The following is a 7,986-nucleotide window of genomic DNA, read 5'->3' as shown; positions in this document are numbered from 1 at the left end:
GTCCAGCATATATGAACCTGGTGGATAAGCATCTTCCCTTCCTTGTAAGCCGTCGTTCCTCTGCACTGTCTCCAATGGCATATACGGCAGCTCTTGCCAAGGAGAGGTGTGAGGAAACGAGTGTGGTCTTTATCGGTCCCTGTCTTGCAAAAAAAGATGAGGCGGCAACACTTGGCACTATTGATGGAGTATTGACCTTCAGTGAACTGGCCTCTTTATTTGTTGCAAAGGGAATTGATGTGCGTGAGATGGAGGGGACTGATCTTGAAGATGTCTCCATCTTTGAGGATTGCAGGGAATTTGCCCTCTCTGGTGGTGTTGCTTCCTGTGTGAGCAAGCGCTCTGCTGTGGGGGATGAGATATCGCTGTTCCAGGTAAACGGGATAGACAGGAAAATGGCTCGTGTGATGAAAACCTGGGAGAGAAGGCCGGTGGATGCCGACTTGGTCGAGGTTATGTGTTGTGAGGGGGGGTGTATCAACGGACCAGGAGTGGTAGCAAAGCCTTCGGTTGCAATACGGCTCAGGGGTGGCAATAAAGCCTCTAGCCCCGTAGAAGCGATGCGTGCCATACTGAAGCCCAAGGAGTAATCGTATGCATGTAACTACAGACAGTTCATTCCTTGAACAACTTACTGCAATAACTGACGGGTGGGATGGGAGTACGGAAAGACGATATTGTCATCTCTGTAATGTTTCCGCATTGCTTAACCAGCAGCTGGAGAACATCAACTGGGTAGGGTTCTATCTAATGACTGAAGACCGGAGAGCACTGGTGCTCGGCCCCTTCCAGGGAAAAGTTGCCTGTACTGACATCAGCCTGGATCGTGGAGTATGTGGACTTGCTGCCCGCTCAAAAGAGAGTGTAAGGGTGGACGATGTACACACCTTCCCAGACCACATTGCCTGCGACAGTGCTTCCATGAGTGAATTGGTGGTGCCCTTGGTCAGCAGTAGTGGTGATGTGGTTGGTGTCTTGGATATCGATAGTGCCCAGAGAGGTCGTTTCTCTGAAGATGACCAACTTCTGTTGGAGCGTGTTGCGAAGATCATTTCTGGGGCTCTTTGGACTTGACTAATTGCTTCGATGTGAGCATTCTATAGTACAAGGCGATGAGAAAGACGAGTAGCCGGCAGCGGATCCACAGAGAGGACTTCCTTGGTTGAGAGAGGTCTGGATAGCGCCCGATGAAAACCCCTTTTGAGCTGCAGGTCGAACGTGTTTGCTAGTAGGCTGTGCCGCATACCTGGCGAGACAGGTGCAATGAGAGTCTTTCCTGGAGAGAAAACCGGGAAGGGAAGCAAGGTGGAACCGCGGAACATGAGAGCTTTCATGTCTTCGTCCTTGCCGGGAGTGGAACATGCCACCCGGTAGGGTTGAGGGCATGAAGGCTTTTTTTTGGTAATGATGAGAAGTGAGGAGATAGTATGGCAACGGTAGAAGCAGGAGAGAAACTCTCCAAGATACGGCATTCAATGGCACATGTGATGGCCGAGGCAGTGCTTGAGATGTTCCCTGATGCACAGATCGCTATCGGTCCTGCGATCGATAATGGATTCTATTATGATTTTGACCTTCCCAGGCAGTTGGTCACTGAGGACCTTGATGAGATTTCAGAGCGTATGCGCGCGATCATCAAGGAAGATAAGCCATTTGTAAGGACGGTTGTCAGCCGGAATAAAGCAAAACAGCGCTTTGCAGGGCAGAAGTACAAGTTGGAACTGCTTGAGGCAATCCCCGAGGATGAGGAAGTGAGTCTCTATAACCAAGGTGGCTTCACCGACCTCTGTCGTGGTCCCCATGTGGATTCCACCAAGGAGCTTAAGGGAGATGCTTTTAAATTGATGAGCATTGCCGGCGCTTATTGGAGAGGCAAGGAAACCAATCCCATGCTGACCCGTATCTATGGCACGGCTTGGTCAAATGCCAAGGAGCTTCGTCTCTATCTGAAACATCTTGAGGATGTTGAGAAACGGGACCACCGCAAGCTTGGTAAGGAACTTGATCTGTTCAGCTTACATGAGGAAGCAGGCCCAGGTCTTGTCTACTGGCATCCAATGGGTGCTCGTATCAGGCAGGCTATCGAAGATTTCTGGCGCAAGGAGCACTATGCCAATGGGTATGAGATGGTATATACTCCCCATCTTGGACGTTCCTGGCTTTGGGAGACCAGTGGTCACTTGGGATTCTACAAGGAAGGGATGTACCCTCCCATGGAGATGGACAAGAGTGATTACTATGTGAAACCGATGAACTGTCCGTTCCATATCATGATTTATAAGAACAGTAAGCACTCCTATCGTGATCTGCCTTTCAGATGGGCAGAGCTGGGTACCGTGTATCGCTATGAAAAGGCCGGTGCAATGCACGGGCTCATGCGTGTACGAGGATTCACCCAGGATGATGCACACCTGTTTGTCACCCCAGACCAGATGAACGACGAGATCCTGGAGGTACTCAGGTTCTCGCTGCATATGTTGCACTCCTTCGGGTTTACCGAGATCAATGCATACCTTTCCACGATGCCTGAGAAGGCAGTAGGGGACCCGCAGCGTTGGGCTGATGCAACTGAGGCTCTCCGGAAAGCCATAGAGACAGAAGGGTTGGCATATGAGGTTGATGAGGGAGGTGGCGCGTTCTACGGTCCGAAGATTGATCTGAAGATCAAGGATGCAATCGGCCGCGAGTGGCAGCTTTCCACAGTTCAGTTCGATTTTAATGAACCTGAACGGTTTGACATGACCTTTGTGGACAAGGATGGTGTTGAGAAGCGTCCGTACATGATCCACCGTGCTCTCCTTGGTTCCATTGAGCGGTTCTTCGGGGTGCTTATCGAGCACTATGCAGGTGCCTTCCCACCCTGGCTTGCTCCTGAGCAGATCAAGCTCATTCCTGTCGGCGAGACATTCTTTGACTATGCAAAGAGCTTGGAGAAGAGACTCCGCAGCGAAGGTTTCCGTGTCTCTGCTGATCTTGGGGATGACAGGATGAATGCGAAAATCCGTAACGCACAGAAGCTGAAGATACCGTACATGGTGATCATTGGCGAACGCGAGATGGAGAATGACCAGGTTTCTGTACGCCTGAGAAGTGGTAAGCAGGAGAACGGCCTCGCAACCCAAGCTTTCATCGATATGGTGAGAGAGAAGGTTGATAACAAGGAACAGCTGTAGTACAGAAGAGCATGTAACACAGAGAGCCGGATAACTCCGGCTCTCGATTTCAGTTGGAGGTATCCATGACACAGAGAGAAGCATATAATCGTTTGGTTGAACTCGATCGCCAGATTGTATTGATAGATCATATGGAGGCAACGCTATCCTGGGACCAGGAAATCTCACTCTCTCCCTTGGGATTGGAAGAGCGGTCGGAACAACTGGGTTATCTTGCCCAGCTTCGGCACGACTTGGCAAGTTCCTCAGAAATGGGTGATGTGTTGGCACATCTTGAGGGAGTGAATGATGCATCGGATGTGGAACGTGGGCTTATCAGGATCAGGAGACGGGAGTATGAAAAAATGAAGAAGCTCCCTGCTTCCTTGGTGCGTTCAATATCTGAACAAGGGGCAAGAGCACATAACAGTTGGGTTGCAGCCCGTCAGGCAGGCGCCTGGTCGCTCTTCTCTGGTGATCTAGCATCAATGGTTGCATTGGTACGAGAGAAAGCTGCATTGCTCAAACAGGAGGGAGGGGGTCTCTATGATGGATTGCTCCAGGAGTTTGAGGAGGGGATGAGGACCGACCAGGTCGCCAGGCTTTTTACTGAGATTAAGGCTCCTTTAATCTCGCTGGTGGACCGGCTTGCCTCAAAGACCGTTGATACAGGATTTCTCTATGGTACATACCCAATTGAACAGCAACAGATATTTGCGAATGAAGTGTTGAAGGCAATGCAATTTGACTTCCAGAGGGGAAGTTGTGCCGTCTCTGTGCATCCCTTTACCACTACAATCGGTTCTGATGATATTCGGATCACCACCCGCTATACTGATCCTTCGGTGATGGACAGTTTTAGTTCCACTGTTCATGAAGGTGGCCATGCTCTGTATGAGATGGGTGCCTCAAGTTCAATCCTGAAGGGGACCAGCTTGGCTTCTGGGGCTTCTCTTGGAATGCATGAATCGCAGAGCAGGCTCTGGGAAAACATGATCGCAAAGAGTCCTGAGTTCTGGCAGTATTATTATCCCCGGTTCAAAGAGCTATTTTCTGCACAGACTGCAGGCGTTTCCCTGGATCAGTTTGTCCGTGCGATCAACAAAGTGGAGAGAACACCGATCAGGGTTAATGCTGATGAAGTCAGCTATAGCCTGCATGTCATGCTTCGCTTTAATCTGGAACAGATGATTATCAACGGGGAAGTCTCCATTGATGAGGTTCCTGAAGCATGGAATGAGGAACACCGCTCACTCTTGGGTTTCACTCCTGCATCGATCAAGGAAGGGGTGCTTCAGGATGTCCATTGGAGTAGTGGTGATTTTGGGTATTTCCCAACCTATGCCCTGGGAAATCTCTATGGAGCACAGATTTGGGAGAAAGTGAAAGAAGATCTGCCTGTTTCTTCCTTATTGCAAAGTGGAGATCTACTGGCCATCAGTGATTATCTAAAAACTTCAATCTATGAACGGGGAGCGGTCAATACCGGCCTTGAAACACTGGAGAAGGTAACCAACAGAGGTCTTGACGCGAGTTTGTTCACAAGCTACCTTGAAGACAAATTCAGCCGCTTGTTCGGCTAATGAGAGGTCCGTATGAATATTCCGAATAAGCTTACTGTGTCGCGGCTGATTATGGCGCCGCTGTTCTTCATTGCATTTCATCTTGGCTCATGGTTCGGACCTTCCTTCCAGGATGCTGCATCCATACTTACGCTTGTCCTTTGGGCTCTGACTGAGCTGACCGATCTCTTGGATGGCCAGATAGCAAGAAGCAAGAATTTAGTGACTGACTTAGGTAAGGTGATGGACCCCTTTGCTGACACTTTCAGTAGGCTGACGTACTTTGTCTGCCTCTCTGGAGCAGGCATTATGCCTCTTTGGACCTTTATCCTGATTATGTGGCGTGAATTCTCCATCCTGTTTGTCAGGATGTTGATGATGGGAAAAGGAAAGCCAGTCGCTGCAAATATCTGGGGGAAGAGCAAGGCAGTACTGTATGCGGTAAGTGGGGCTTTAGGCATCCTCTACATTGCGTTGGGTAACTGGGTTGGTGACTCCTCCTTGATCCAGATGATGCGTCCTGTAGTCACAGGGGTTTTCGTGTTGGCAGCCTTTGCTGCTGTAATGTCCTTCCTGACCTATATCAAGGCTATTATCCGTGATGGTAGTCTCTCCTCCATGAGTCGTTGAGTATGCAACCTTTAGAAAATCTCTCACAAACGATAGCAAGAAAGATAAGATTCCTGCTGACCGATGTTGATGACACCATCACTACCAATGGAAAATTGCGTCCGGCTGCCTTGGATGCTTTGTATAGACTTGAGGAAGCGGGAATCCGGACCATCTGTGTAACTGGTGGTTCAGCTGGTTGGGGAGATACGTATCTCCGCCAATGGCCGGTGGAGGCTGTGTTGAGCGAAAGTGGGGCTGTCTGCCTCTATCGTGAGAACGGCGCGATTCGCCATTTTGTACATCCTTCAATTGTGCAGGAAGGGTATCAGGAACGAGTGAAGGCAATGATTCAACGCGTTCTTTCTTCTGTTGATGGAGCAAAGGTGTCCAGCGATCAATTTGCACGAATATTCGATGTGGCTTTTGATCATGGCAGCGAACCCCCGTTTCTATCTGAAGATGGAATTGCGAAAATTGTTGAGATCTGTAAGGACATGGGGGCTGGTACAGCCGTCAGTTCAATACATGTGAATGCTTGGTTTGGTTCTTTTGATAAATACGAAGGCTCAAGAGCTTTTTTTGCTCAGGTGCTTGGTCTCGATGAGCAGGAAATGCTTGATACCGGTTGTTACTGTGGGGATGCCCCTAATGATCAGGTGATGTTTTCCCGTTTTCCAGTGAGTTTTGGCGTTGGGAATATAAAAAAACGAGCTGAATCGATGCAGTTTTTACCGACATTTGTTGCAGAAAATGAAGGTGGAGAAGGTTTTGCTGAGATCGTTGACGCTCTACTTGCCAAACGGCAGTAAGTTTTGTGAAAAATCTTTGAATAGAACGCTTGACACTATGAGAGGTCTTTTGCTATGTTATCGGAGCACGCTAAACGACACTAAGTCGTAAGCGAGCAGATTTTTGACAGACATATGAGAGAAGAGAAGAGAAGATATACCGCGAGATGATTGCCGTTTACGGCCGTTGATCAAGCGGGTTAGGAGGCTTTAGGGCTTCCCAGTCAATTCACAAGAAATGAGAACGATAGTTGAAAAGCTACGTTCGTGCGAGAATTACAGGGAAAACTTATAAGTAAGTAAGCCGGGCCCTCGGGCCCGGAAATGCTATAACGGAGAGTTTGATCCTGGCTCAGAACGAACGCTGGCGGCGCGTTTTAAGCATGCAAGTCGAGCGGCAAGGGCCTTCGGGCCCCTAGAGCGGCGGACGGGTGAGTAACACGTGGACAATCTGCCCCCCGGCCGGGGATAGCCCAGGGAAACCTGGATTAATACCGGATGAGACGGGACGCACGAGGGTGCGATCCGGGAAAGGCGCTGCGGCGCCGCCGGGGGATGAGTCCGCGACCCATTAGCTAGACGGCGGGGTAAAGGCCCACCGTGGCGACGATGGGTAGCCGGCCTGAGAGGGTGGACGGCCACATTGGAACTGAGACACGGTCCAGACTCCTACGGGAGGCAGCAGCTAAGAATCTTCCGCAATGGGCGAAAGCCTGACGGAGCGACGCCGCGTGAACGAAGAAGGCCGTGAGGTTGTAAAGTTCTTTTCGGGAGGGGGAATGACCGTGGCAGGGAATGGCCGCGGGATGACGTGAATCCCGGAATAAGCCCCGGCTAACTACGTGCCAGCAGCCGCGGTAACACGTAGGGGGCGAGCGTTGTTCGGAATCATTGGGCGTAAAGGGCGTGCAGGCGGCACTGCAAGTCCGGCGTGAAAGACCCCGGCCCAACCGGGGGGGTGCGCTGGAAACTGCGGTGCTTGAGTACAGGAGGGGATGCCGGAATTCCAGGTGTAGGGGTGAAATCTGTAGATATCTGGAAGAACACCGATGGCGAAGGCAGGCATCTGGCCATGTACTGACGCTGAGACGCGAAGGTGCGGGGAGCAAACAGGTTTAGATACCCTGGTAGTCCGCACAGTAAACGATGTGCACCAGGTGGCGGGGGTAGAACCCTCGGTACCGTAGCAAACGCATTAAGTGCACCGCCTGGGGAGTATGCTCGCAAGGGTGAAACTCAAAGGAATTGACGGGGGCCCGCACAAGCGGTGGAGCATGTGGTTTAATTCGATGGTACGCGAGAAACCTTACCAGGGCTTGACATACACCGGAAGCGCCGTGAAAGCGGCGTGCCGCTTGCGGCCGGTGAACAGGTGCTGCATGGCTGTCGTCAGCTCGTGCTGTGAAGTGTTGGGTTAAGTCCCGCAACGAGCGCAACCCCTGCTGTCTGTTGCCACCACGAAAGGTGGGGACTCAGGCGGAACTGCCGGTGACAAACCGGAGGAAGGTGGGGACGACGTCAAGTCATCATGGCCCTTATGTCCTGGGCTACACACGTGCTACAATGGCCGGTACAGAGCGCAGCGAGGCCGCGAGGCGGAGCGAATCGCTTAAAGCCGGTCCCAGTACGGATTGGAGTCTGCAACCCGACTCCATGAAGTTGGAATCGCTAGTAATCGCGCATCAGCATGGCGCGGTGAATACGTTCCCGGGCCTTGTACACACCGCCCGTCACACCATCCGAGTCGGGGGTACCCGAAGTCGCCAGCCCAACCCGCAAGGGGGGGCGGTTCCGAAGGTACGTCTGGTGAGGAGGGTGAAGTCGTAACAAGGTAGCCGTACCGGAAGGTGCGGCTGGATCACCTCCTTTCTG

At 51.4% G+C, this 7,986-nt stretch carries 7 protein-coding genes and 1 rRNA gene; 7 read left to right on the top strand and 1 reads right to left on the bottom strand.

The window, feature by feature from the left end; all coding sequences use genetic code 11:
- Together JF818_RS05360 and JF818_RS05355 are read left to right on the top strand one after the other, a co-directional pair.
- Positions 1-590 (top strand): [Fe-Fe] hydrogenase large subunit C-terminal domain-containing protein (locus JF818_RS05360; RefSeq protein WP_304945005.1); only part of this gene is annotated, 590 nt, incomplete at its 5' end.
- Positions 591-594: 4 nt separating this feature from the next.
- Positions 595-1,074: a GAF domain-containing protein gene (locus tag JF818_RS05355; protein WP_198890936.1), complete on the top strand. Its 480-nt coding sequence runs from the start codon at positions 595-597 to the stop codon at positions 1,072-1,074.
- A gap of 23 nt (positions 1,075-1,097) precedes the next feature.
- On the opposite strand, the gene JF818_RS05350 is transcribed toward JF818_RS05355, so the two are convergent.
- Positions 1,098-1,334 (bottom strand): hypothetical protein, encoded by a 237-nt coding sequence (locus JF818_RS05350; RefSeq protein WP_198890935.1) that lies wholly within the window; start codon positions 1,332-1,334, stop codon positions 1,098-1,100.
- A 93-nt stretch (positions 1,335-1,427) separates the two neighbouring features.
- Here JF818_RS05350 and thrS point away from each other — a divergent pair, with 93 nt between their 5' ends.
- From thrS to JF818_RS05325, 5 genes are all read left to right on the top strand, one after another.
- Positions 1,428-3,173: a threonine--tRNA ligase gene (thrS, locus tag JF818_RS05345; RefSeq protein WP_198890934.1), complete on the top strand. Its 1,746-nt coding sequence runs from the start codon at positions 1,428-1,430 to the stop codon at positions 3,171-3,173.
- A 65-nt stretch (positions 3,174-3,238) separates the two neighbouring features.
- On the top strand, positions 3,239-4,735 hold the full coding sequence (locus JF818_RS05340) for a carboxypeptidase M32 (RefSeq protein WP_198890933.1): 1,497 nt from the start codon (positions 3,239-3,241) through the stop codon (positions 4,733-4,735).
- 12 nt (positions 4,736-4,747) lie between these two features.
- Positions 4,748-5,344 (top strand): CDP-diacylglycerol--glycerol-3-phosphate 3-phosphatidyltransferase, encoded by a 597-nt coding sequence (gene pgsA / locus JF818_RS05335; RefSeq protein ID WP_198890932.1) that lies wholly within the window; start codon positions 4,748-4,750, stop codon positions 5,342-5,344.
- 2 nt (positions 5,345-5,346) lie between these two features.
- Positions 5,347-6,135, top strand: a complete 789-nt coding sequence (locus JF818_RS05330) for an HAD-IIB family hydrolase (RefSeq protein WP_198890931.1) — start codon at positions 5,347-5,349, stop codon at positions 6,133-6,135.
- Positions 6,136-6,443: 308 nt separating this feature from the next.
- Positions 6,444-7,983, top strand: a 16S ribosomal RNA gene (locus tag JF818_RS05325).
- Positions 7,984-7,986 lie beyond the last annotated feature (3 nt).

The organism is Sphaerochaeta sp. S2, from assembly GCF_016406725.1.
Classification (GTDB): Bacteria; Spirochaetota; Spirochaetia; order Sphaerochaetales; family Sphaerochaetaceae; genus Sphaerochaeta.
The sequence above is the reverse complement of the archived record's forward strand: the minus strand, read 5'-3'. Positions and strand labels throughout refer to the sequence as shown.

Excerpts from the sequence above, each read along its gene's own strand:
- JF818_RS05355 (WP_198890936.1), top strand. The coding sequence starts at position 595 with ATGCATGTAACTACAGACAGTTCATTCCTTGAACAACTTACTGCAATA.
- JF818_RS05350 (WP_198890935.1), bottom strand. The coding sequence starts at position 1,334 with ATGAAAGCTCTCATGTTCCGCGGTTCCACCTTGCTTCCCTTCCCGGTT.
- thrS (WP_198890934.1), top strand. The coding sequence starts at position 1,428 with ATGGCAACGGTAGAAGCAGGAGAGAAACTCTCCAAGATACGGCATTCA.
- JF818_RS05340 (WP_198890933.1), top strand. The coding sequence starts at position 3,239 with ATGACACAGAGAGAAGCATATAATCGTTTGGTTGAACTCGATCGCCAG.
- pgsA (WP_198890932.1), top strand. The coding sequence starts at position 4,748 with ATGAATATTCCGAATAAGCTTACTGTGTCGCGGCTGATTATGGCGCCG.
- JF818_RS05330 (WP_198890931.1), top strand. The coding sequence starts at position 5,347 with ATGCAACCTTTAGAAAATCTCTCACAAACGATAGCAAGAAAGATAAGA.